At 68.0% G+C, this 22,453-nt stretch carries 24 protein-coding genes; 13 read left to right on the plus strand and 11 right to left on the minus strand.

What is annotated here, in order from left to right; translation table 11 throughout:
- Window positions 1–10 precede the first annotated feature (10 nt).
- From A37U_RS0100625 to A37U_RS0100645, 5 genes are read right to left on the minus strand one after another with little or no spacing between them, the layout of a single operon-like run.
- A complete protein-coding gene (locus A37U_RS0100625) occupies window positions 11–988 on the minus strand; it encodes an ABC transporter ATP-binding protein (protein WP_020494659.1) in 978 nt (325 codons plus the stop codon).
- Complete coding sequence (locus tag A37U_RS41810) at window positions 985–1,980, minus strand: ABC transporter ATP-binding protein (protein WP_020494660.1); 996 nt, start codon at window positions 1,978–1,980, stop codon at window positions 985–987. The genes A37U_RS0100625 and A37U_RS41810 overlap by 4 nt, the downstream gene beginning before the upstream one ends.
- Complete coding sequence (locus A37U_RS0100635; protein WP_020494661.1) at window positions 1,977–2,858, minus strand: ABC transporter permease; 882 nt, start codon at window positions 2,856–2,858, stop codon at window positions 1,977–1,979. The genes A37U_RS41810 and A37U_RS0100635 overlap by 4 nt, the downstream gene beginning before the upstream one ends.
- Complete coding sequence (locus A37U_RS0100640) at window positions 2,855–3,823, minus strand: ABC transporter permease (protein ID WP_020494662.1); 969 nt, start codon at window positions 3,821–3,823, stop codon at window positions 2,855–2,857. Before A37U_RS0100640 ends, A37U_RS0100635 begins: the two co-directional genes overlap by 4 nt.
- Window positions 3,824–3,830: 7 nt before the next feature.
- Window positions 3,831–5,519, minus strand: coding sequence for an ABC transporter substrate-binding protein (locus A37U_RS0100645; protein ID WP_157182559.1), 1,689 nt, complete (start codon window positions 5,517–5,519; stop codon window positions 3,831–3,833).
- A gap of 215 nt (window positions 5,520–5,734) precedes the next feature.
- On the opposite strand from A37U_RS0100645, the gene A37U_RS0100650 reads away from it, so the two are divergent.
- Window positions 5,735–6,877: a M20/M25/M40 family metallo-hydrolase gene (locus A37U_RS0100650; RefSeq protein ID WP_020494664.1), complete on the plus strand. Its 1,143-nt coding sequence runs from the start codon at window positions 5,735–5,737 to the stop codon at window positions 6,875–6,877.
- On the opposite strand, the gene A37U_RS0100655 is transcribed toward A37U_RS0100650, so the two are convergent.
- Window positions 6,866–7,576 carry a TetR/AcrR family transcriptional regulator gene (locus tag A37U_RS0100655; protein ID WP_020494665.1) on the minus strand — a complete coding sequence of 237 codons (711 nt, stop codon included), beginning with the start codon at window positions 7,574–7,576 and terminating at the stop codon, window positions 6,866–6,868. The genes A37U_RS0100650 and A37U_RS0100655 overlap by 12 nt on opposite strands.
- Before the next feature lie 139 nt (window positions 7,577–7,715).
- Here A37U_RS0100655 and A37U_RS0100660 point away from each other — a divergent pair, with 139 nt between their 5' ends.
- The 3 genes from A37U_RS0100660 (at window position 7,716) to A37U_RS0100670 (ending at window position 9,276) form a co-directional block, all read left to right on the plus strand.
- Window positions 7,716–8,144, plus strand: a complete 429-nt coding sequence (locus A37U_RS0100660) for an HIT family protein (RefSeq protein WP_020494666.1) — start codon at window positions 7,716–7,718, stop codon at window positions 8,142–8,144.
- 293 nt (window positions 8,145–8,437) lie between these two features.
- Entirely contained in the window at window positions 8,438–8,929 is a 492-nt protein-coding gene (locus A37U_RS0100665) for a hypothetical protein (protein ID WP_020494667.1), read from the plus strand.
- Window positions 8,926–9,276 (plus strand): winged helix-turn-helix domain-containing protein, encoded by a 351-nt coding sequence (locus A37U_RS0100670; protein WP_020494668.1) that lies wholly within the window; start codon window positions 8,926–8,928, stop codon window positions 9,274–9,276. Before A37U_RS0100665 ends, A37U_RS0100670 begins: the two co-directional genes overlap by 4 nt.
- A gap of 465 nt (window positions 9,277–9,741) precedes the next feature.
- On the opposite strand, the gene A37U_RS0100675 is transcribed toward A37U_RS0100670, so the two are convergent.
- Together A37U_RS0100675 and A37U_RS0100680 are read right to left on the minus strand one after the other, a co-directional pair.
- Entirely contained in the window at window positions 9,742–10,875 is a 1,134-nt protein-coding gene (locus A37U_RS0100675) for a DmpA family aminopeptidase (protein ID WP_020494669.1), read from the minus strand.
- Window positions 10,872–11,513 (minus strand): TetR/AcrR family transcriptional regulator, encoded by a 642-nt coding sequence (locus tag A37U_RS0100680; RefSeq protein WP_020494670.1) that lies wholly within the window; start codon window positions 11,511–11,513, stop codon window positions 10,872–10,874. The genes A37U_RS0100675 and A37U_RS0100680 overlap by 4 nt, the downstream gene beginning before the upstream one ends.
- Window positions 11,514–11,639: 126 nt before the next feature.
- Between A37U_RS0100680 and A37U_RS0100685 the strand changes: the two genes are divergently transcribed.
- Window positions 11,640–13,049: an APC family permease gene (locus tag A37U_RS0100685; protein WP_020494671.1), complete on the plus strand. Its 1,410-nt coding sequence runs from the start codon at window positions 11,640–11,642 to the stop codon at window positions 13,047–13,049.
- Between the two features lie 4 nt (window positions 13,050–13,053).
- Here A37U_RS0100685 and A37U_RS0100690 read toward each other — a convergent pair whose 3' ends face one another.
- The 3 genes from A37U_RS0100690 to A37U_RS0100700 form a co-directional block, all read right to left on the minus strand.
- Window positions 13,054–13,551 carry an OsmC family protein gene (locus A37U_RS0100690; RefSeq protein WP_020494672.1) on the minus strand — a complete coding sequence of 166 codons (498 nt, stop codon included), beginning with the start codon at window positions 13,549–13,551 and terminating at the stop codon, window positions 13,054–13,056.
- A 58-nt stretch (window positions 13,552–13,609) separates the two neighbouring features.
- Window positions 13,610–13,783: a hypothetical protein gene (locus A37U_RS51215; protein ID WP_020494673.1), complete on the minus strand. Its 174-nt coding sequence runs from the start codon at window positions 13,781–13,783 to the stop codon at window positions 13,610–13,612.
- 242 nt (window positions 13,784–14,025) lie between these two features.
- Window positions 14,026–14,472, minus strand: coding sequence for an Lrp/AsnC family transcriptional regulator (locus A37U_RS0100700; protein ID WP_020494674.1), 447 nt, complete (start codon window positions 14,470–14,472; stop codon window positions 14,026–14,028).
- Between the two features lie 99 nt (window positions 14,473–14,571).
- Here A37U_RS0100700 and A37U_RS41815 point away from each other — a divergent pair, with 99 nt between their 5' ends.
- The 8 genes from A37U_RS41815 (at window position 14,572) to A37U_RS0100740 (ending at window position 22,443) form a co-directional block, all read left to right on the plus strand.
- Window positions 14,572–15,405 carry an MOSC domain-containing protein gene (locus A37U_RS41815; protein ID WP_020494675.1) on the plus strand — a complete coding sequence of 278 codons (834 nt, stop codon included), beginning with the start codon at window positions 14,572–14,574 and terminating at the stop codon, window positions 15,403–15,405.
- A gap of 58 nt (window positions 15,406–15,463) precedes the next feature.
- Entirely contained in the window at window positions 15,464–16,174 is a 711-nt protein-coding gene (locus A37U_RS0100710; protein ID WP_026196757.1) for a response regulator transcription factor, read from the plus strand.
- On the plus strand, window positions 16,167–17,480 hold the full coding sequence (locus A37U_RS0100715; RefSeq protein WP_040586525.1) for a sensor histidine kinase: 1,314 nt from the start codon (window positions 16,167–16,169) through the stop codon (window positions 17,478–17,480). The genes A37U_RS0100710 and A37U_RS0100715 overlap by 8 nt, the downstream gene beginning before the upstream one ends.
- Window positions 17,481–17,504: 24 nt before the next feature.
- Entirely contained in the window at window positions 17,505–18,800 is a 1,296-nt protein-coding gene (locus A37U_RS0100720; RefSeq protein ID WP_020494678.1) for a Mur ligase family protein, read from the plus strand.
- Window positions 18,797–19,603: a type 1 glutamine amidotransferase gene (locus A37U_RS41820; RefSeq protein ID WP_020494679.1), complete on the plus strand. Its 807-nt coding sequence runs from the start codon at window positions 18,797–18,799 to the stop codon at window positions 19,601–19,603. The genes A37U_RS0100720 and A37U_RS41820 overlap by 4 nt, the downstream gene beginning before the upstream one ends.
- Window positions 19,604–19,682: 79 nt before the next feature.
- Window positions 19,683–20,597: a LysR family transcriptional regulator gene (locus A37U_RS0100730; protein WP_020494680.1), complete on the plus strand. Its 915-nt coding sequence runs from the start codon at window positions 19,683–19,685 to the stop codon at window positions 20,595–20,597.
- A gap of 140 nt (window positions 20,598–20,737) precedes the next feature.
- Window positions 20,738–21,928 (plus strand): NAD-dependent formate dehydrogenase, encoded by a 1,191-nt coding sequence (locus A37U_RS0100735; RefSeq protein ID WP_020494681.1) that lies wholly within the window; start codon window positions 20,738–20,740, stop codon window positions 21,926–21,928.
- Between the two features lie 86 nt (window positions 21,929–22,014).
- Complete coding sequence (locus A37U_RS0100740) at window positions 22,015–22,443, plus strand: nitroreductase family deazaflavin-dependent oxidoreductase (protein WP_020494682.1); 429 nt, start codon at window positions 22,015–22,017, stop codon at window positions 22,441–22,443.
- Window positions 22,444–22,453 lie beyond the last annotated feature (10 nt).

Genomic DNA, 22,453 nt, shown 5'->3' on the forward strand with positions numbered 1-22,453 from the left:
CGTTGTCCTCCTAGCTGGAAATCGTTCGCGGATGGTGGCAGGCGACCCGGTGGCCGCTGTCGTGCTCGACGAGTTCGGGCACCGTGCTGGCACAGATCTCGGTGGCCAGCCGGCACCGGGTGCGGAACCGGCAGCCCGACGGTGGATCGGTGGCCTGCGGTACGTCGCCGGTGAGCACGATGCGTTCCCGGCGGCGTTCGGCGCGTGGATCGGGCACCGGCACCGCCGAGAGCAGCGCCTGGGTGTAGGGATGCAGCGCGCCGTCGTACACCGCGTCCACCGGCCCGCGTTCCACGATCCGCCCGAGATACATCACCGCGACCTCGGTACTCGTGTGCCGCACGACGGAGAGATCATGCGCGATCAACAGGTAGCCGAGGTCGAATTCCTCCTGCAGATCCTCGAGCAGATTCAGCACCCCGGACTGGACACTGATGTCCAGCGCGGACAACGGCTCGTCCAGCACGAGGACACTCGGTTCCACGGCGAGTGCCCTGGCCAGCCCGACGCGCTGACGCTGACCGCCGGAGAATTCGTGCGGATACCGGTGCGCGTGGCCAGGATCGAGTCCGACCCGGTCGAGCAGTTCGCGGACGTACTCGTCCCTGCGGCGCCGGTGCATGCCGTGGATCTCGAGCGGCTCGCGCAGAATGCCGCCTATCGTCATCGTGGGATCCAGGGTGGTGAACGGATCCTGAAACACCATCTGCAATTGTCGTCGTGCTGCCCGCAGTGCGCGGCCCTTCATCGCGAACAAGTCGGCGCCACCGAGCTCGACGGTTCCGGAGCTCGGCTCGGTCAACCGCACCGCACAGCGGGCCAAGGTGCTCTTCCCGCAGCCGGACTCTCCGACGAGGCCGAGGGTCTGCCCACGCCGGACGGTCAGATCGATACCGGATACCGCGTGCACGGTCTGTTTGGGTCCTGCCTTGCCGCGCAACGGGAATTCCTTCACCAGATCGCGGATGTCCAGTACCGGCGCAGTCATCCGATCTCCTCGATCCGCAGACAGGCGGCGACGTGCCCGTCCCCGACCACGCTCGGTTGCGGGCGCTCGCGGTCGCAGCGGGCCGCTTGTGCGTGCGGGCAACGGGGGTGGAACACACAGCCCTCCGGGCGGGAGTGCGGGTTCGGCAGCTGCCCGGGTATGCGGTAGAGCCTGCTCGTCCGGTCGGTTCGGCGGTCCACCCGTGGCAGCGAGGCGAGCAGCCCCCTGGTGTACGGGTGCGCGGTCCGGTAGAAGATCGGTTCGACCGGACCGTCCTCCACCTTGCTGCCCGCATACATGACCACCACGCGATCGGCGAGACCGGCGAGCACCCCGAGGTCGTGGGTGATCAACAGGATCGAGGTACTGGTGCGGTCCCGGATCCGCTCGAGCACCTCGAGTATCTGTGCCTGCACGGTCACATCGAGCGCGGTGGTCGGTTCGTCGGCGATCAGCAGCCGCGGTTCATTGGCGATGCCCATGGCAATCAGCACCCGTTGCCGCATACCGCCGGAGAACTCGTGCGGATACAGCCCGGCGCGCTGCTCCGGCGCGGAGATGCCGACCAGATCGAGCAGTTCCACCACCCGCTCGTGCAGTTGCTTTTTCGTGAGGCTCCGGTCGTGCACCCGGATCGCCTCGGCCAGCTGATCGCCGACCTTCAGGACCGGGTTGAGCGCGCTGAGCGCGTCCTGGAACACCACCGCGATCTCGTTGCCGCGCAGTTCGCGCAGTTGCGATTCGGTACGGCCGAGCAGTTCGGTCCCCTGGAACCGGACCGAGCCGGTGACCCGCGCGGTGTTCGGCAACAGTCCGAGTATCGCCGCGGAGACCACGCTCTTGCCCGAGCCGGATTCGCCGACGAGGCCGACCACCTGTCCGCTTTCCACACGCAGCGAGACCTGCTCGACCGCCCTCGCGGTGCCCTCCTCGGTGCCGAAGGCGATGCTGAGATCCTCGACCATCAGCAGCGGCGGATTCTGTGCGGTCACTGTTTCCTCCTCGGATCGAAGGCATCGCGCAATCCGTCGCCGACGAAGCTGACCGCGAGCACGGTGATCAGGATGGCGAGTCCGGGGAAATAGAGCAGATATCCTTGTGGAGTCCCGACATATCCGGAAGCCTGACTGAGCATGTTGCCCCAGCTCGACTGTGGCGGGCGGACGCCGAAGCCGAGAAAACTGAGCGTCGATTCGAGGATGATCGAGGTGGCGACGTTCACCGAGACACTGACCGCGGCGACCCCGGCGAGATTGGGCAGCAGATGCCGCAGCACGATCCGCAGATGCGAGGCGCCCAGTACGAGGGCGGCGTCCACATAGGCACGTTCCCGCAGCGCCAGCACCTCCCCGCGCACCACCCGCGCGATCACCGTCCAGCCGATCCCCGCGAGCACCAGCACGATGATCAGGTACGAGCGCCCGAGTCCCTGCAGCGCCACGGCGAGCACCGCGAGCGGGGGAACCACGAGGAACAGGTCGGTGATCCGCATGACCACCTCGCCGATCCAGCGCCCCGCGTACCCGGCGATGACCCCGAGAACGGTACCGACCACTGTGGACAGTACCGCTACGGACAGGCCGATGGTCAGCGAAAGCCGGCCCGCGTACAGGATCTCGGTCAGATAGTCGCGGCCGAGCTGATCGGTGCCGAGCAGGTGCCGCCAGGACGGTGGCGTCGCCCCGAGCAGCAAGTGCTGATCGTTCTGCGCGAACGGTGCCACGATGTTCGCGAAATAGCAGCAGAAAGCGAGCACCAGGACGATGGCGAGACCGGCCATGGCGAACCGGTGCCGCCGGAACCGCCGCAGGAACCCGCGACCGGACGGCTTGTTCCCCGGTACCGGAGCGGCGGTACCCGTCGGATTCATCGCAGCCTCACTCTCGGATCGAGCCACGCGTAACTGAAGTCGGCGAGCAGGTTGAACAGGATCACCGCGAGCGCCACGACGACCATCCAGGGAACGAGCACGAAGGCGTCACCGGCCTGGATCGAGCTGAAGAACAGCCGCCCCATGCCGTCCACGGCGAACACCTGCTCGGTGACCACGAGCCCACCGAACAGCAGACCGGCATCGAGCGCGACCACGGTGATGAACGGACCGAGGCTGTTGCGTACCGCGTGGCGCAGGATCACCTGGCGACGTGGCACTCCCTTGGCGCGCGCGGTGCGGACATAGTCACTGCGCAGCGTGCCGAGCATGGAGCTGCGCAGGTATCTGCTCCAGTTGCCGATCAGCTGCGCGGTGAAGGTCAGCACCGGCAGCACCAAGTGGCGGAAGTAGTCGAGACCGATCCCGGAGGAGTCCGGGGAATGCAGGCCCACGAATAAGAACGGCGGCTCCTGCCAGCCGAAGAGTTGTTGCGGGGCAAGCGATACGACCGCGATCAGGACGAGGCCGAACCAGAACGGGGGCATGGCGAGACCGAGATACGAGAGCCCGGTCAGTGCCACATCGCCGATCGAGTACTGCCGGATGGCGGAGTACACGCCGACGGCGGCCGCGACCAGGACGGCGAGCAGCAGGCCCCAGAGCAGCAGCTGCGCGGTGGTGCCGAGCGCCCGGCCGATCACCGAGAACACCGGCTCGTTCGTGGCCGAGCTGACTCCCCAGTCCCCGGTGAGGAACCGGCCGAGCCAGGTGAAGTATTGCTGCACGATCGACTGGTCGAGACCGAGCCGCTTCGTCTCACGGGCGATGGCGCCAGGATCGTGGCTCAACCGGACTTTGGCTAGCGGATCGAAGGTCGCGCGCACCGCCCAGAACAGAATGAACGAGGCGATGAACACGACGATGAGCGAATAGGCGAAGCGTTTCGCCGCGAATTTCAGCATGTGTGCCTCAGCCCTCGATCAATCCCCACTCGTTGAGGTTCCAGAACGGGCCCTCGACCGGATTGATGCTGACCGGACCACCGATCTTTCTGTTGGTGAGCAGAATGCTCGGCACATCGTCGAGCGGAAGGGACACCGCGCCGTCGGCGAGTGCCGCGTCCGCCTGTTTGCTGTATTCCTTGCGCCGCGCCGGATCAAGCGTGCTATCCACCTTGCCGAGCCGTTCATCGACCCGGGCGTCCCGCACCCGCATGAAGTTCAGGCCGGCCTCTCCGTTGGCTTTGCTGGGGATCCGGTCGCTCTGGAAGGTATCCGTGGGGTTGGTGGCGATCAGCGTCCACAGTCCTGCCTGGAACGCGCCCTTGGGTGCGGTATTACTGAACAGCTCGCTGGGGGTCTTGTTGTCGATCGTCATTTCGAAGCCCGCCTGCCTGACCTGGCTCTGGATGATCTGCTGTTCGAGCAGGCGCCGGGTGTCACCGGAAAGCGAGACGAGGGTGAATCGCGCCTCGCGTCCGTGTTTGGCCCAGATTCCGCGATCGTTCCTGGCCCATCCGTCGGCACGCATGAGCCGGTCCACCTCGGGAAGATCCCGCCGGTACCCGGCGAAGGAGTCGCCACCGAACTCGGCATTGTTGCCCGGCCAGAACGTCTGCACCGGTGTCCGTACGCCGAGCTTTCCGTACAGCCGGGTGACGAGCGCCTTGCGGTCGACCGCGTGGCCGAACGCCTTACGGACCGCGAGGCTGTCGAACGGGAAAGCGGCGTTGTTGAGCCAGAGCGCTTCGACGTTCGTGGTCCTGGCCTCGAGCGCCAGCCGGGCGTTCGGCATCCCTTCCTCGACCTCGTTGATCGCTTCCAGTTGTGGCGACGGGTAGATGGCGTCGAGCTGTCCGCTGCGGAACGCGAGGAACTGCGAGGAGGTGTTCGCGGTGAATTCGAAGGTGACCTTGTCGAGTTTCGGGCGCTTGCCCCAGTACCGGTCGTTCGGCACCAGGGTCACCGAGGAACCCCGTTTCCACGCGGCGATCTTCCACGGCCCGCCGCTCCAGCTGTAGCCGTCCCGCATCGCCTTGTCCCGGTCCTGCCCGGCGAGCAGATGTTCTGGCAGCACATTGCCGAATCCGCTGAAAAGCGCTTTCCAATCCACATAGGGCCGTTTCAGCGTGACGACCGCGGTCTTGGCGTCCGGTGTGGACACCGACTCGATCAGCGAACACCCGGTCTTGTCCAGGATGTCCTCGCCGTCCCGGACCTGCAGCGCGGTGTACTTGAGATCCGCCGATCCGATCGGCACCCCGTCCGACCAGACGGCTTTCGGGTTGAAGCGGTATACGATCCGCTGTTTCCCGCCGACCACCGTCGTGCTCGGTTCGGCTGCCATCAGATCCGTGGCCACCGGCCGCCAGCCCCCGTTCACCGGGCGGTACTGGAAAACCGCGGGCATCGTCTGCACCTGCATGACATAGGTGCCGAAAACGGATCCCGAGCAGCTGCCGATCCAATCGGCACAACCGGGTTCCTGCTCGGAACCGATGACCAGGCTGCCACCGGAACGCACCTGCTTCGGCGGCGGTTCCCGGTAACCCGCGGTGGCGCCGCCCGCGCATCCGGCGAGACCGGACAGCAGTACCGCGACGGAAAGGCACGCCAGCCTGCGGACCACTGAGCGTGGACTCCCGGTGCTGATACTCATCGTTGAGGGCCTCTCGGGTCGGCTCGCATGAGCTGTCGATCGGCTCAGTGTGGCCATTCGCGAGCGAAACAGCAACCCTAGTAGACAACTTTATAGTCATGACTACTGACAACGACGATCAGCGCTACGAACAGTACCGATGCTTGATCGAAGCGACATCCCGATGTCATAGTCAATGACATTGACTACAGTTCTGATCAGGGTGGAGGACGGTTGTGGCGAGCGGCGCGGAGCATTCCTGGACTGAGCGGATCAGGTCCGCGGACCTCGATCCGGAGCGGATGGTGCACAGGATCGGCGAGCTGGTCGGGATCGAGACACCGACCGGGCACACTGCGGGCGTGCGCGCCTGCTTCACCCTGCTGCGGCAATGGCTGGCACCGGTGCTCGGCTCGGCAGGCACCGTGATCGAGGAAGACGGCATGCCCCATCTGTTGTGGCAGGCCAAGGATCCCAAGGTGCTGCTGCTCTGCCACGTGGACACCGTGTGGCCGCTGGGCACCCTGGAACGGCGGCCGTTCGCCGTCCACAATGGACGCGGCACCGGTCCGGGGATCTTCGACATGAAAACCGGGCTGGTCCTGGGAATCGAGGCACTGGAGATCACCGAGGACACCAGACACGTCGGATTCCTGGTCACCAGCGATGAGGAGCAGGGCTCGGCGACCTCGCGCGCGCTCATCGAACGGGTGGCGGCGGACTACGAAGCGGTGCTGCTGCTGGAGCCGAGCCAGCACGGCGCGGTCAAGACCGCACGCAAGGGCGCGGGGATCTACCGCGTGCACCTCACCGGCCGGGCCGCGCACGCCGGGCTCGAACCGGAGTCCGGGATCAACGCGCTCAGTGAACTCGCGCGGTTGGTTCCGCGCATCGAAGGACTCGCGGATACCGAACACCGGACGACGGTCACCCCGACCGTGGCTCACGCGGGCAGCGCCATCAATGCCGTCGCCGCGCAGGCGACACTCGACGTGGACGTGCGCGGCTGGACGGCGAGCGAGCTGGACCGGGTGAACACCGAAATCCGGGGACTGGCACCGGAGAACGCCGAGATCGCCCTCGAGGTGCGGGGTGGGGTCAACCGTTATCCCCTGGAACCGGGCCACACCGGGAAACTGCTCGAGCTGGCCCGCTCCGTCGCGGTCGAGCTCGGCCTCGAACCGGTCGAGGAGGCGCACGTGGGCGGCGCCTCGGATGGCAATTTCACCAGCGCGCTCGGCATTGCGACCCTCGACGGGCTCGGCGCGCTCGGCGACGGTGCGCACGCCGAGCACGAATGGATCGATCTGCCCGCGCTGCCCGGACAGGCTCGGCTCATCGCCGGAATGGTCACGGCACTGCGTGGATCAGTCGGCTGACTGCCCGGTCGCCGCGCGGGCGTGCGCGGCGATCCCTTCGAGCACCAACTCCAGCGCGGTCTCGAAGCCCATCGGGTCCCCGAGGTTCAGCAGCTTGTCCGCGACCCGGGTGATGTTCGGGTACTCCCCCGGATCGAGTTGCCGGTACTCCAGCTGCCAGGCCACCTCGTCCCGCTGGCGCAGCGATTCGTCCATGGCCCGGTAAGCGGCCTCCGCGCTCGCGATCGAGCGGAGGAAGTTCCCCATCGCCCGCATCAACACCACCGCTTCATCGTCCGGGATCCCACCGCGGCGCAACGCGTCCAGGGTGAACTCCACATTGTGGAACTCCGTGGGACGCCGGGTCGTCCGCATGGCCATCTCCAGTGCGAACGCGGGATAACGCAGATAATGCGCCCGGATCAGCTGACCGGTCCGGCGGATGTCGTCCAGCCAGTCATCGGTCGCCACCAGATCGTGGAAATACGACCTGGCGCGCAGCGAATCGACCAGTTCGAGCAGCAACTCGTCCTTGTCCCGGAAATGCCGGTAGATCGAGGTCGGATGGGCCCGCAGCTTGTCCCCGATCGCCTGGAAGGTCAGCGCCGAGAAACCTCCCTCCGCGGCCAATTCCTCGGCCGCGGCCAGGATCTTCTCCCGGCTCAGGCTGTCCCGCGGACGCCGGGGGCGCGAACCGGACCGCCCCTTCGCCGGTGCCATTGCCCCACCCCTTCCGATTATCGCGTGTCTACGCTGTTGACTATCGAAATGTCTACCACAGTCACCAGCGATAAACACGGCCGAAACGGATCCGGCCGCACATCATCGAGCGACTCCGCGGGCACTATGCTCGGCCGACATGAGTGCTGAGTGCCTGTTCTGCGGTGTCGTGACCGGTAATGTCCCGCATGCGCGAGTGACCGAAGACGACTCGACCTACGCCTTCATGGACCGTAATCCCGGTACGGACGGGCACCTGCTGGTCATTCCCAAGCGGCACAGCAACGACCTGCTCGAGATCGCCGCCGAAGACCTGACCGCCGTCACACTCACCGCGCAGCGGATCGCCAAAGCCGTGATCGGCACGCTCGGCGCGGACGGAGTGAATCTGCTCAACTGCTGCGGCGCCGAGGCATGGCAGAGCGTGTTCCACTTCCACCTGCACGTGATCCCGCGCTACACCGATACCGACCGTGATCCGCTGGTACCACCGTGGAAACCCGGGGTGCCCGGCGATATGGAGGCGATCACCGCCCGCGGCGCCCAGCTCGCCGCCGCCCTGGACTGAGCGGTCCGCCCGTTCAGAACGCGCGCACCAGGACACGACCGATGCCCGCGCCACCGCATGAAGCATGACGATATTCGGGTGGGATGAAATTCGGACGGGTGACTTCAAAGCCAGCCGTTGTATGTCCGGACTTCCCAGCCGCTGTGATGGATGAGTGCGCGACGGTGGGCGCACGGCAGCACCATGTCGCCGGAAAAGGTGCGCCTTTCCGCTCCTCGGCCAGCCCACGGCTACTTGCCTAATTGGAAAGCAGTGACTATATTCCAGATAGGCAAGTAGTCAAAGGAGCTGTGATGGACGAACGACAGGCGGCGGAAGCCTTGGTGATCGCCGAGGCGCAACAGGATCGTGCGCGGCGGGCGGCCCGGTTGCCCTGGTGGGTGTACGCGGCGATGTTCGTGCTCGCCGTCGCGGGTGGGGCGAGCAATGACTTCGTGAGTGTGAGCGGGAGCAAGCTGATCGCGGTCTTCGTGCTGGCGGCGCTCGTCGTGGTGCTGGTCGCCGGATTCGTCCTCCGCTCGGCTCCGTTGAGCCGGATTCGCGGCGTCGAGGCCCGGAAATCCTTACTGCCACGGGTCTTCGGACTGGCGCTGTTCGTGGACGCGGCCGTCACATGGCTGCTTCTGCACTATGGCACCGGTTTCGCGCATACGATCGCGAACGCGGTGGGCCTTCCCGGCTATCCGAACACCGTGATGGGGGTGCTGTGCGGGCTGGTGTTCACCGCGCTGTTCGCGCTCGGACAGTCGCTCACCACACGGTCCGCGCGACCGGCGGCCCGATGACGGCCTCCCCTGGGCAGACACCGGGACTGGACCGTCTGCTGTCGGATCCGACCCGGCTGGCGATCATGTCGGTGCTCGGCTCGGTGGACTGGTGCGATTTCGCTTTTCTACGAGACTCCGTGTCGTTATCGGATTCCGCGCTGTCCAAGCAATTGACCACGCTCAAGAACGACGGCCAGGTAGCGCAGCGCCGCACGTATTTCGGCCGGGTTCCCAAGACAACGGTCCGGGCCACCGAGGAAGGGCGCGAGCGGTTCCTCCGGCATGTCGAGGCACTGCGCATGATCGCGGAACAGACACCGCAGCCCGCCTCACGGGGCGGGTCATCGGCAGGCGGCGAGACCTGACCGGCCGGTCACCACGGCGTGATGAGCCGGTAACACACGGCAGATTCGCTGAGCCCGGTCCAGGGATCCGGCGAAGGAGTCGAACCGATGCCCTTGTCCATCGCCGAAGGCCCGCACGCGCAGGCAATGGTCGCCGAATCGAAGGCGGGACCGTTACGCAGTCGGGGCAACTGTTCACCCGGTTCGTGCAGACCGGCGGTGTGCTCACCGCAGGCGGGACGGCCTGGGCCGCGAGGCCCTTCCTGCGTAGCGTATCCGGCACCTTCCTCGTCCACCTTGCTGTATGGACCGCCGCACGCACCCGGTCCGACGGGGCGGCACTCGCGCTGATCTTCTGATGCCTGCTCGCATTCATCGCCGCCGGCTTCGAACACGTCGTCGCGAGCTACGGACTGCCCGGCACGGACAAAAGCCCACGGCGAGAACGAACGGCCGCCGAGTGACCGGAGAAACACCGCGCGGCGGTCAGCAGACCGCGGCACCGAGCAGCTTCGCGAGCCGGTCGTGGGGCAGCGCGGGGATCCGGTGACCGTCGCGGCCGGTCATCTCGGCATTCGCGATCAGCGCGTTCAGCACGGCTTCCTCGGTCGCCTGCACGGTGGCAGTGTAGAACGGATCCACGCTCCCCCACGGGATGAAGCGCAGTTGTTCGTACGCCGCGGCGCCGGTCATGCTACTGGTGAGGGCGCCGGGATTGGCCGTGGAGAAGGCCAGGAACAGGTCTCCGGAGAAGTGCCCCCCGGAGGTTCCGGTGCGCGCGAGGCCGAGCGGGATCCGCCTGGCGAGCGCGGTGCACTGCCCGGGAAGCAGTGGTGCGTCGGTGGCGAGGATGACGATGACCGAACCGGCTCCCGGGGTGGCGAGCCATTCGCCGTCTTCCATCGGATTGTCGTCGAGCAGCCGGTTTCCGACAGGGGTCCCGGCGACGGTGAGTTCACGGCGAGCGCCGAAATTGGCTTGCACGAACACACCGACGGTGTAACCGTCCCCGTGGTGGCGAACGGTCCGGGAGGCGGTGCCACTGCCTCCTTTGAAGCCGTAGCAACACATCCCGGTGCCGCCACCGACGGACCCTTCGGCGAGGGGACCGGCCGCGGCCGATCCGATGGCTTCGGCCACGTGTTCGGTCCGCACGTGGGCGCCGTTGATGTCGTTGAGATAGCCGTCCCAGGTTTCGGCGACGACGGGAAGCAGCCATTCCCTGGCGATCCCGGGATGTTCGCGCGCCACCCAGTCGATGACGCCCCGGTGCACGGTCCCCACGGCATGCGTGTTGGTGAGAGTGACCGGCAGGGTCAGCGATCCGGTCTCGTCGATCCACGCGGTCCCGGTCATCTCGCCGTTGCCGTTGAGCGAGTACCGGCCCGCCGCACACGGTGTGCCGACCTCGTCCCGGCCGCGCGGCAGGATGGCGGTGACTCCGGTGCGCACCGGTCCCGAACCGGGCATCAGCGAGCCTTCCCCTTCGACAAGGGTGCGATAGCCGAGTTCGACCCCGGGAACATCCGTGATGGCGTTCCACGTTCCCGGCTCGCCGTCCAACCGGATACCGAGCTCGCGGGCCCTCGGATCCCCGGCCGGCGTGCGAGTCTGTGTCATTCCCGGTCACCTTTCTCGTGGGATACCCGCTCGGGGAACAGCTCGGTGCATCCGGTGGCATCCCGCGCATAGGACAGGATCAGGCCGAAGGCGCGTTCCGGGCTGATGGCGGCGTTGCGCGAGAAGATCTCCAAGCCGTACCCGTTCTCCAGGCAGACGAGGTTCGCCGCGATGTCTCTGGCGGACCCGGTGCGCAGGAAATGTCCTTGCACCCGCCCGATTTCCAGGATCGCGGTGTACATCATGGCCTGCCGCTCGAACAGGCTCTCCGAGACCACGGCGTGCACCGGATCCTGCCTGCCGGTCGCGGTGAACTCGTAGAGCACGCTGACCAGTTCGTCATCAGCGCTCCACGGGATCCCGCCACGGGCGACGGCGACCAGCTTGTCGCGCGCGTCCCCGAAGGTCTCGGCCAGCTCGATCCTGTTGGTACAGAACCGTTCCACGGCCTGCCGGTAGACCTCCTGCAGCAGCTCGGCGAGATCGGGAAAGTAATAGTGCACCGAGCCGCGAACCACACCGGCCTGCTCCGCGACATCGGCGACGCGTAGCCCGGAAAGACCGCGCCGGCCGATCGCTCTCGTCGCGGCGCCGACCAGTTGCTCGCGGCGCACCGGTTTGTTACTCGGACGCGCCATGCCAATCATCGTCTGACATCGACGCCAATAAAGTCAAGTATTGCCCGGTTGTATTGACATGACGCCATCTTAGGGTCTTGACTCTTGTGTCAATAAACTCCCCGCACACACCACGGAGGTGTCGTGATGGTCGAGCAACCCACCAGCGCGACCGGGACCGGAGCCTACCGGCAGGACCTCGCCCGCTCGCTGACCTTCAAAGAGAACATGCTGATCACCCTGTCCTCGGTGACTCCTGCCTCGAGCGTGTTCATCATCGTCCCCTCGGTGATCAAGGGAGTCGGCGGAGCCGCCGCGGTCGTGTTCCTCATCGCCGCGGTCGTCGGCATTCTGGTCGCGTTCTGCTATGCCGAGCTCTCCAGCGCGTTCCCGATCACCGGCGGGGAGTACGCCTTCGTGGCGCGCACGGTCGGCAAGTCCACCGGTTTCGCGCTCTATGTACTCACCTTCGTGACCGGGATCCTGATCATCGGGGTGATCTCCGCCGGTACCGGGGATTACCTCGGCGCCGCCTGGCCCGCGCTGAGCGGGCGATGGATCGGCGTGGTCGTCATCCTGGTCACCGGGGCGATCGCGGTGCTCGGCATCCGCACCAACGCGATCGTGACCGGCACCTTCCTCGTGCTCGAACTGCTCGCTCTCGCGGTGCTCGCGGTGCTGGGATTCGCCAACGCGCACCAGCCGATCGCCACACTCTGGACCGCGCAGACGGCCGCACCGAACGGCACCCTGACCGCGGCCGCGGCCGGGGTGGTCGTGTCCTTCACCGCGACCGCGATCTTCGCCTACAACGGCTACGGAACCGCCGTCTACTACGCCGAGGAGACCAAGCAGGCGAGCAAGACCATCGGCAAGACGATCCTGTGGTCGCTGGCCATCACCGTCGCCGCGGAACTCATCCCGCTGATCGCGGTGCTGCTCGGTACACCGGACACCATGGACCTGATCGCGGCGGACGCCCCGATGAACTACTTCCTGCTCGCCAGGGGCGGTAGCGCGCTGAACATCGCGGTCAGCCTCGGCATCGCGCTCGCCGTGATCAACGCGGTCATCGCGATCATGCTGCAGATCGGCAGGCTGCTCTACTCCGCGGCGCGCGACCGCTCGCTCCCCGACCGGGTCGGTACGCCGCTGTCCCGGATCCACCCGCGGCTGCGCACCCCGCTCACCGCCACGATCACCGTCACCGTGATCGCCGCACTCGTATACTGGTTCGTGCCGTTTCCCGTGCTGCTATTGGGTTCCGGGGCGAGCCTCGTGATCACCTACATTCTGGTCGGCATCGGCGCGTTCACCGGCCGGGTACGCGGGCGGACTGCGAAGGCGCCCTATCGCATGCCGCTGTGGCCGGTCCCGCCGTTGCTGCTGCTCGCCGCCATGGTCGTCGTGGTGTACGAGAACCTGCTCACCGACTGGGTTCCGGTCGCCATCGCACTCGGTATCTTCGCGATCGGTTACCTGTACTACTACGGCTACATCCACCCGCGCCGCGGCGACCGATGGACCCTGCCCGATCCGGTCGACGAACAGGACTGAACGCTCAGGCCAGTGTCGTGGTGACCGGGGTCGGATTCCTGGTGAGGTCGAGTACCGGGCAGTGTTCGTCGACCTGACGACGCAATTCCTCGTACCGCTGCGCTTCGGCGGGCCCGTTCAGTTCGACGCGCACCTGAATGTCGGAAAATCCGGGACGAGTGGAATCGGTGAATCCGAAAAACCCGTGCAGGTCGATATCGCCGTCGACGGTGACCGTGATGGAATCGATGGGGATTCCGAGTTTGGCCGCCCAGAACTGATAGGTGATGACCTGACAGGAGCCGAGCGCGGCGAGGGCATACTCCACCGGGTTCGCCGCGCTGTCGGTGCCGCCGAGCGTAGCGGGTTCGTCCACGCCGAAGGCATGCCCACGGGCGCGGACGTCGACGGCGGTCCGGGTTCCGGCGCGCAGTTCGTGCGTCACGCTGAAATGGGCGGCCGCGGCACCGGCGTCCCGCGTCACGGCTTCTTTGGTCGCATCGATCACTTCGGTCAACGACATTTTCTGCTCCCGCGTCAATGGCACGATTTCCGTTCGGCACACCATGCTCGGAAACGGATCACGGAAACAATTGTTCCCGGATGCTGAAACTCCTCAGCGCAACGGCGAGATCGGGGCCGGGACGGCGGGTCGAGGTGTCGTAGGACTCCTTGCGGACGGCGAGGCGTTCGTTGAAAACCCGGTACGGCCGGATGGGGGTGATCCGGGGCACGGCGTCCGGCCACCCGGCCATGGTCGGGGTCAGCCCGCCGATCGTGAGTTCGCAGGTGCGGGCTCGTACCCGCCGGGCTCCACGGCGGGCAGGAAGTCGTCCATGCGGTAGCTCTCCAGCCGCATGCCGATCAGATACTCCCCGATACCGAACGGATCGGGGCTCTTCGGCAGCCGTTCCCGTTCCCCGGGCGGTTCCGGCGTTGCGAAATTTCATCGCCGACAACGCGAAACCGTTGCAGCGCAGGTGAAATCTGGCGCGCCTCAGCTCCAGCGTGCCGACTTGATGTTCTTCATGGTGAGATGCGAATCCACGGTCGCGATCCCTGGAACGTCCTCGAGTCTGGTGGTCACGAAGGTCTCGAACGAGGCCAGATCTGCGGTGGCCACGCGGAGAAAATAGTCGGGCAGCCCGAACATCCGCCGGAACTCCACGACCTCGTCATAGGACGCCACGGCCGATTCGAATCGCTCCACAGTGGACCGGTCCTTGGCCGCCAGGTTGACGTTCACGAAGACCTCGAAACCGCGGTCGATGCGATCCGGGTCGACGTGTGCGTGGTAGCCGGTGATCACGCCGGCTTCCTCGAGCCTCCGCACGCGGCGCAGGCACGGCGCCGGCGTGAGCCCTACCCGGTCGGCGAGCTCGGTGTTGGTCAGCCGGGCATCCTGGCGCAGCTGATGCACGATTGCGCGGTCGATACGATCCATGATCCGATTATTGCCGAACAGCCGATAAGAGCCGCAATATTTGCCATCGTGTTGCGCCGCATCTGCACTAGCGTTGCTCTCCGAACGAGGAGGGAACGCATGATCACCATCGCCGCGCTGCTCACCTATCCGGTGAAAGGCTGCGCGGGCCTCGAGCTGCCCGCCACACGGCTCACCGCGGCCGGGCTCGCCAACGACCGCGATTTCATGGTCGTCTCACCCGAGGGAGTGTTCCGCTCCCAGCGCCGGGACCCGCGCCTGGCCCTGATCCGCCCGGAGATCGACCCGGACGGGCACCGGCTCGCCCTGTATGCCGAGGGCTTCGAACCGGTCCCGATCACCGTGGACCGGGACGGCCCGCGCCGCACGGTCAGCCTCTTCGGCGACCAGTATCGCGGAATCGACCAGGGCGCCGCGGCCGCCCGTTGGCTCACCGCGGTACTCGGTGCGCCCAGCAGGCTGGTGCGGGTGCCGCCGGAACACGCGCGCGTCACCGATGGACGCACCCCGGGCACCTCGGGTTATGCGGACAGCTGCCCGGTGCATCTGCTGTCCACGGCCTCGCTGAACCGACTCAACCGGCGCATCGTCGCGAACGGCAGTCCTCCGGTGCCGATGAGCAGGTTCCGCCCCAACATCGTCCTCGACGGCTGCGCGGGACCGGACCTCGAGGACACGGCCCTGCGGATCACCGTCGGCGAGGCCGAACTCGGCTACGCCAAACCGGCCATCCGCTGTGCGGTCACCACGGTCGACCAGAAAACCGCCGCCCGCACCGGACCCGAACCCCTGCGCACCCTGGCCACCTACCGGCGGACGCCCGAAGGTCTCGCGTTCGGCGCGAAGTTCGCGGTGCTGCGTCCCGGACGGCTCGCCGTCGGCGCGGAGGCCGGTATCCACGACCACGCCGCCGGTTCGCCCGCCTGCCGGTGAACCGGACCCGTTGCCGCGTTTCACATTCACCGTGGTGCGGCTGAGTACCCTGCTGCCCGTGGCGAGTTTGCTGATCGTGGAGGACGACGACACCATCGGTGCGGTGTTGCGCTCGAGCTTGCGCGCGCACGGCCACGAGGTCAGCTGGTCCCTGACGGGGGAAGACGCGCTGCGGATCGCGGGCGAACGGGACTTCGAACTGGTGCTGCTCGACCTCGGCCTGCCCGGCCTGGACGGGGTCGAGGTGTGCCGCCGGTTGCGGGCGCGGCTGCCCTGGTGTGTGCTGGTGATCCTGACCGCGCGGCACGACGAGATGGACGTGGTCGTCGGCCTGGAGGCGGGCGCCGACGATTACCTGACCAAACCGGTGCGGCTCGGGGAACTGCTTGCCAGGGTGCGCGCCCATCTGCGCCGCGGCGTCTCACGCACCGAGTCCCAGCAGATGCTCGTGGTCGGGCGGCTGCGGGTGGACACCGCGGCGCGCCGGGTCTGGCTCGGTGACCGCGAGGTCGAGCTGCGCGTGAAGGAGTTCGACCTGCTCGCCCGGCTGGCCGCGGAACCGGGAGTCGCGGTCAGCAGGGGAACCCTGCTCGCGGATGTGTGGGATGAGCACTGGTTCGGCTCGACCAAGACCCTGGACGTGCACATCGCCGCGGTGCGCCGCAAACTCGCCGAAGCGGGCGCGGCACCACAGATCAGCACGCTGCGCGGGCACGGCTACCGGATCGAACCGCCATCCGATGCGGCCGAAGGCGATCCGGGTGCGTAACCGCATCATCGGGCTGACCGTACTCTCCGCGCTGTTGGCGATCGGCCTGTTCGGCGTGCCGCTCGCGATCGGCCTGATCCGCTACTACACCGGGGACGAGAAGACCGAACTCGAACGGGCCGCGGATGTGGCAGCGCTGGTGGTCTCCGCGCAGCCGGTGCCCGGGCATCCCGTTCCCCGGCTGCCGCGAACCGATGCGGGGACCACCGTCGCGGTGTACGGCACCGGTGGGCGCTGGCTGTTCGGTCCCGGTCCGCACGATCCGGATCCGGTGGTCACCGGCGCGGGCGACGGGGAGACTCAGTCCGATGTGGTGGGCGGGGACTTCGTGGTTGCGGTACCGGTACTGGACCGTGGGCGCGTCGCCGCCGTGGTGCGCGCGGCCACCCCGAGCGGCGAGGTCTACCAGCGCGCCGGGCTGACCTGGCTGGTGATGGCCGGGCTCGCCGTGGTCGCGATCGGGGTCGTCTACGTGGTGGCCCGACGCCAGGCCGCGCGGCTGGCCCGGCCGCTCGAGGAGCTCTCCACCACCGCGGCACGGCTCGGCCACGGCGACTTCAGCGTCCGCGCGGAACACTCCGGGATCGCCGAGATCGACTCGGTCGGTGGCTCGCTGAACAGCACGGCTTCCCGGCTCGGTGATCTGGTGGCCAGGGAACGGGCGTTCTCCTCGGACGCCTCGCACCAGCTGCGCACCCCGCTGGCCGGCCTGCGGCTACGGCTGGAGGCCGCACTGGACACCCCGCCCGCGGATCCCGGTGCCACGCTGCGCGCCGCGATCGAGGACACCGACCGGCTGGAGCGCACGATCGACGACCTGCTCGCCCTCGCCAGGGACGCTCGCCCGCACGCCGCGCAGGTCGATCTCGATGCGCTGCTCGCCGAGGTGCGCTCGGGCTGGGGCGGACAGTTGACCGAACGCGGCCGCGCGCTGCACATCCGGCAGGACCCCGCCGTTGCGGTGCCGCTCGCCTCCACCGCGGCGCTGCGCCAGGTGCTCACGGTGCTGCTGGACAACGCGGTCGAGCACGGCCGGGGCGCGGTCACGGTGCGCGTACGGGACGCGGGCGAGGCGGTCGCGATCGATGTAGCCGATGAGGGAGCCGGGATCAGCACCGCGGAAAACACCCTGTTCACCCGTCGCTCCGGCCGGGGACACGGCATCGGGCTCGCCCTGGCGCGCAGCCTCGCCGAGGCCGAGGGCGGGCGGCTCGGGCTCACCAGCTCCAGCCCGCCGGTGTTCACCCTGTTGCTCCGTGGCGTCACCTCCGAACCGAACACTCACCCCGGATTTGCCGACCGCTAACCTGCCCACCGCCACGATGGGGCCATGACCGCCACCCTCGAGCGCGCCCAACGGAGCGAGACCGGCAAACCGGACATGCGCCGCTCGATCCGGACCCGGTTCGCGGTCGGCGCCGGGCGGTTCGTCGCCTGGCTCTCCCGGATCGCCGGTTTCGGCGGGCACGTGATCGGCGGCCGGATCGCCCTGCTGCTGCATCCCGGCTGCCTTGCCGAGCTCGCCTGCGGCCGGCGCATCGTGCTGGTCTCCGGGACCAACGGCAAGACCACGACCACCGCGATGCTGACCGCCGCTTTGCGCGCCGAGGGCCCGGTGGCCAGCAACGACACCGGGGCCAACATGCTCGACGGGCTCACCTGGGTGCTGGCCACCGATCCGGCGCCGACCGTGGTCGTCGAGATCGACGAGCTGTACCTGCCCATCGCGGTGCAGCGGGTGCACCCGGTCGCGGTGGTGCTCGGCAACCTCAGCCGCGACCAGCTCGACCGGGCGGGAGAACTGCGGGACACCGCACGAAGGCTGCGTGCCCTCGCGGACTCGTTCCCCGCCCTGAGGATCGTGGCGAACTGCGAGGACCCCTATGTCGCGTTCATCGCCGCCGCCTTCCCGCGCGTGGTCTGGGTTTCGGTGGGCTCCGGATGGGACGGGGACACGGGAAACTGTCCGGCCTGCGGGCATCGGCTGGCCAAACGGAGCCCGCTGCACTGGGCGTGCGCGCGCTGCCGGACCGAGCGCCCCGATCCCGAGTGGCGGCTCACCCTGGAGGATCCCGATACGATGCTGCGGACCCCTGAGGAGCAGCCGGTGCCGCTGCGGCCGGTGCTTCCCGGCCGGGTCAACGAACAGAACGCGGCGATGGCGGTCGCCGCGGCCCGGCTGCTCGGCGTTCCGGTCGAGCGCGCGGCCGCGGCGGCGAACCGGGTGCACGACATCGCGGGCCGCTATCGGACGATCCGGACCGAACGGCACACCGCACGGATGATCCTCGCGAAGAACCCCGCCGGTTGGGCGGCCACCTTGGAAATCCTCGCCGCGAACCCCGCCCCGGTGATCATCTCCATCAACGCCAACGAGGCGGACGGCCGGGACACATCCTGGCTCTACGACGTGCCCTTCGAACGGCTCGCCGGGCACACGGTGCTGGCCACCGGGGCAAGGGCCGCCGATCTCGGGGTTCGGCTGAGCTACGCCGGTATCGCGCACGGCACCGAACCGGATCCGCTCGCCGCGCTCACCGCACTCGAACCCGGACCGGTGTATCTGGTCAGCGACTACTCCGGATTCGCCGAGCTGCGCAGGCGCACCGGGGACGGATCCCGGTGAGCACCGAATCGGCGGTACGCATCGCCACGCTGTTACCGGATCTGCTCGGTACCTACGGGGATCGCGGTAACGCCACCGTGCTCGCCGCACGGTTGCACTGGCGCGGGCTCGCCGCCGAGATCCTCGAGGTGCCCAGCGACTCGCCGGTCCCGCTCGGCTGCGATATCTACCTGCTCGGCGGCGGGGAGGACGTGGCACAGGCCGAGGCGACCAGGCTGCTGCGGGCGAGCGCGTTCCCCGCGGTCGCCGGGCACGGCAGCACCGTGTTCGCCGTCTGCGCGGGACTGCAGATCCTCGGCACCACGACCGTGGACGCCTCGGGCGCACACCAGGAGGGCCTCGGCTTGCTCGACCTGGCCACCCGGCCCGGACGCCACCGATCGATCGGCGAGGTGACCGGCTGCGCGGATCCCGCGCTCGGGCTCACCGATTCCGTGCTGACCGGATTCGAGAACCACGCCGGGATCACCGAACGCGGACCGGGGACCCGGCCGCTGGCGCGGGTCACCACCGGCACCGGGAACGGCGACGGGACCGAAGGAGCGGTGCACGGTCGGATCTTCGCGACCTACCTGCACGGCCCGGTCCTCGCGCGCAATCCCGCGCTCGCCGACCATCTGCTGCGTACCGCGACCGGGATCGAGCTGGCCCCTGTGCGTCTCCCGGATCTCGCCGCACTGCGCCGCGACGTGGTCACCGCGGCCAAGGGCACCTGGCGGCGGAGAATCCGTTCCGCGCTGCTGCCCTCCGCATGGCACACCCCCGGGGTCACGGCCCGGGATCGGCGTTCCCGGCCGCTATAGTCGCGGCATGCTTATCGATCCGGTGAATCCCGGCGGATCGCCGGGTCACCCCATGGGCACCGGCTGAATACCGCGGCTCATGCTGTTCCGCCAACTCGAATACTTCGTCGCCCTGGCCAGGGAGCGCCATTTCGCCCGCGCCGCGCAGGCCTGCTACGTGTCCCAGCCCGCGCTGTCCGAGGCGGTGCGCAAACTGGAACAGGAGCTGAAGGTTCCGCTCGTTCGGCGCGGGCACAACTTCGAGGGCCTCACCCCCGAAGGCGAGCGGCTGGTGCTGTGGGCGCGGCGTATCCTCGCCGACCACGATGCGCTCAAGCAGGAGGTCACGGCGCTGCAGACCGGCCTGTCCGGCGAGCTGCGGCTCGGGGTGATCCCGGCGGCTTCCGGCACGGTCGCGCTGCTCACCGACCCGTTCTGCGCGGAACATCCCCTGGTGCGCGTGCGCCTCGAGACGAGCCTGCGCTCAGCCGATATCGTGGACCGGGTGCGCCGGTTCGAACTGGACGCCGGGATCATCTACACCAGCGGCCAGGACACCACCGACCTCACGGTCACGACGCTCTACGAGGAGCAGCACGTCCTGCTCGCCGGCAGCGGCCTGCTGACCGGACGCCGGGAGGCGATGGGCTGGCCGGATGCGGTGGAACTGCCGCTTTGCCTGTTGCACAAGGGAATGCGCGGCCGCCAGCTGATCGATGACGCGCTCGCCGCCCGGGGCTTCGCGGTGACCCCGCAGATCGAGACGGACTCCGTGGTCGCCCTGCTCACTCACGTCGGCACCGGACGGTGGGCGAGTATCCTCCCGGGCGGCTGGCTGCGTTCGCTGCGGCCGCCACCGGGCGCGGCACTGTTCCGGCTGGACGATCCGCCCGTCTCCGCGCTCATCGGACTGGTCACCAGTGCGGCCGAGCCGGGATCGGTGCTGACCAGCGCCTTCGCCGCGACCGCGCGGAGCACCGGCATCACCGAGGCGCTGCACTGCCCGCCCGGCTGAGTCTCGATCGGTGCCGCCTATCGGCCGTTCGACACTGTGTCTTGGACAACTCCGTGCGCTCGCGCGAGACTGAAAGCAGCCGTACCGCAAGGGTTTCGCGGGTTCCGGCCGTTCCGCACCGCTCGTAGCGAGGAGTCATCGTGGCCAAGGTTCTCTGTGTCCTCTACCCGGATCCGGTGACCGGGTACCCGCCGGTCTACGCCCGCGATTCGATCCCGGCACTCGGCGACTATCCGGACGGCCAGACCCAGCCTTCTCCTTCGGCGATCGACTTCACCCCCGGGCAGCTGCTCGGCTCGGTCTCCGGAGAACTGGGACTGCGCGGGTTCCTCGAAGCCCAGGGCCACGAACTGATCGTCACCTCCGACAAGGACGGCCCCGATTCGGAGTTCGAGCGGGAACTGCCGGACGCCGATGTGGTCATCTCCCAGCCGTTCTGGCCCGCCTACCTTTCCGCCGAACGGATCGCCAAGGCGCGCAAGCTGAAGCTGGCGCTCACCGCGGGCATCGGTTCCGATCACGTGGACCTGGATGCCGCCGTGAAAGCGGGGATCACCGTCGCCGAGGTGACCTACAGCAACAGCATCAGTGTCGCCGAGCACGCGGTGATGCAGATCCTCACGCTTGTGCGCAATTTGCTCCCATCGCACCACTGGGCGGCCACCGGCGGCTGGAACATCGCCGACTCGGTCGAGCGGGCCTATGACCTCGAGGGGATGGATGTCGGAGTGATCGCCGCGGGCCGCATCGGCCAGGCCGTGCTGCGCCGCCTCGCCCCGTTCGGCGTGCGCCTGCACTACTTCGACACCCATCGACTGCCCACCGAACTGGAGGAACAACTCGGGCTGACCTACCATCCCGATGCCCGCTCACTCGCCGGTTCGGTCGACGTGGTCTCCATTCACGCTCCGCTGCATCCGCAGACCCATCACCTGTTCGACGCGGAGCTGATCGGCTCGATGCGCCGGGGCTCCTACATCGTCAACACCGCACGCGCCGAGATCGTGGTGCGCGACGCCGTCGTCGAGGCCCTGGAGTCCGGACGGCTGGCCGGATACGCCGGCGATGTCTGGTACCCGCAACCACCGGCCGCGAACCACCCGTGGCGGACCATGCCGCACGAGGCGATGACACCGCACGTCTCCGGAACCACCCTCTCGGCGCAGGCGCGCTACGCGGCGGGAACGCGCGAAATCCTCGAGGACTTCCTCGCCGGGCGCGCCATCCGCGAGGTGTACCTGATCGTCGACGGCGGTGCGCTCGCCGGCACCGGTGCCCGTTCCTACACCGCCGACGGCAGCGCCAGCCCGGGAAGCGGCCAGACCGGGTGACCCGCCCATCGGCCGCGATGTAGACATCGGATACATTCGCTCGTACCGGGTAGAGTCTCGCCGGGAACCCGTCACCGGGAGAACGAATGGCCGACCTCTACCTCGCGGTCCTGCGCACCCATCAGCGAATCTACGAGAAGACCGGCGGCGCGCTGGGGCACCGGCTGCTCGGCATGCCGACCCTGCTCCTGCGCACGATCGGCCGACGCTCCGGCCAAGCGCGCACCTCCGCGCTCGTCTACGCGCGCGAGGACGACGCCTACCTCGTCGTCGCCTCCGACGGCGGCGCCCGCACATCCCCGGCGTGGCTGCACAACCTGCGGGCCGAACCCGAATGCGAGATCCAGATCGGCCGGAGACGAAGGCCCGCCACCGCGGAGATCGTGTCCCGGGACGACGACCGTCATGCGGCCCTGCTCGCCAAGTGCGACGCCGTCAACCGAGGACGTTATTCGGCCTATCAGCACCGTACCGAGCGGCCGATTCCCATCGTCGTGCTGACCCCGCACCGCTGAGCGCGCACCG

This window comes from Sciscionella marina DSM 45152, from assembly GCF_000379465.1.
In the GTDB taxonomy this organism is placed as follows: domain Bacteria; phylum Actinomycetota; class Actinomycetes; order Mycobacteriales; family Pseudonocardiaceae; genus Sciscionella; species Sciscionella marina.